The 1,638-nt window shown below is 47.7% G+C and carries 1 protein-coding gene and 1 pseudogene; both read right to left on the bottom strand.

The window, feature by feature from the left end:
* Nucleotides 1–95: 95 nt before the first annotated feature.
* Nucleotides 96–408: pseudogene (locus GGR95_RS19000) on the bottom strand (hypothetical protein); the annotation flags it as partial.
* Between the two features lie 71 nt (nt 409–479).
* On the bottom strand, nt 480–1,638 hold a 1,159-nt coding region (locus GGR95_RS18760), incomplete at its 5' end, for an SGNH/GDSL hydrolase family protein (RefSeq protein WP_184568390.1).

Here is a 1,638-nt window from a genome sequence, read left to right on the forward strand (position 1 = left end):
CTCACAGCCATCGTTGCAGGCCACAAACAAAGCCAGATCAACGATCTGCTACCGTGGAATTACGTCAAATAGGTGGGATCGACGCACCGCTTACCTTCGTCAGCACGCCCTCGTGGCAACCGCCGCTGCATGGATCGGTGTTGGCCCAATATACGGCAGACACGATGCTCAGAGACTTTAAGCTGACTACGAACGTGATCGATGCAGGCACGCCGATGTGACGGGCCTAGATCCCTCTCGGTGATGCAAACATCACCTGCCGGTCAGTGGTCTTCCCGATGCGGCTTCTTTCAGGATCAACTTGTCCAATGTCAGGTCAGAAACCGCACGCCTAAGGCGCTCGCTCTCTTTCTGTAGCCGCTTTAGTTCCTTGAGTTGTTCCGTGCCCATTCCGCCATCTCTGGTCCTTCCGTTCCTAACTATAAGGGCGGACCACTTCGAAGGGGGAGGTTTACTGATCGTGCAACAACGCCCATTTCTTACAATTTTGATAACTCTGTTACATCGGTGTCAGTAACAACTCTTTTAACTAAATCTATGCCACTTGCAGCGTGACTTAATGCTGGCTGCACATCATTATTTTCTAGGTGAATTTTGAGGATAATAGCTTCTATCTCAATCATAGGATCATAGCCATCTGCAATTTCTTTTGCCATATGGGTAGGTTCTGTAACACATCCATCACGTTCTACCCACATAGTGAGGCTGTTACCCGTGACGACAGTACCACCAGCGAAATCGCTTACTACTAACATGAACTTTCCAACATCTTCGGGTGAATTACAGAAAGCTAACTTCTTCGCAGTCTTTCCAACTTTTAAAATTCCTCCAGATGCTAGTCTATTCACGACCACGGCTACAATCTCAGCCCCGTCGGGACAAGGAATAGTTAGGCTTTGGTGCTCCTCTAACTGAACTAACATTGCGGATGTTACGGACGTTTTCCTCTTAATCTTCTGATTATCCTTGGCGTATTCATGCATCCAGACTACCTGAAACTCAGTATCAAGCGGAACATCAATCTGGACGTCTCGATTGGTTCCCCTCAAATCGTCAAGGCACCTTCCGATAATATTACCGACGATTTTTGCAGCAGGTAACGTCATATGTGAATTATCTTGCATCAGCCCCTCAATCGAAGCCCTAATACGGGCTGCATCGATAAACAGCTCTGACAAGTCAATGACATGAACTCCTAACTCTAACGCAATTTCTCTCTGAAGATCCCGTGTCACGGTGGTTATCATTTTATTGTTAGTAGCACGGGGTAAAATCAGTATGATCGGAGTGGTCCCATCTCGGCGCAATTTGGATGTTAGCCACCTCCAGTTCTCTCGAATTTCAGAATGCGACAGCAGACCACTTCTTGCTATTGTGTGCTCGTTCATTTCATAGCTTAGTATCGCAAACTCCGCCCCTTTTCGGTCGCTTTTAGCATAGCTAAAAATACCGGCCGTAGAAGATGAAGCACCAATCGAGTTATTTTCAATATTGTATTGGCTCAGAGCAGAGACCCACCCGCCTCGCATAATTTCGTTAGATGTGGACCTGTCACGCTTTAGTGCCGCCCCAAGTGCTCGTTTAAGCCACCTTTCGTTCGAAGGCGACAGGGCTTTTCCAGCCCAGTGCTGAGTGGCG

The sequence above is a fragment of the Sulfitobacter undariae genome, from assembly GCF_014196805.1.
In the GTDB taxonomy this organism is placed as follows: Bacteria; Pseudomonadota; Alphaproteobacteria; order Rhodobacterales; family Rhodobacteraceae; genus Sulfitobacter; species Sulfitobacter undariae.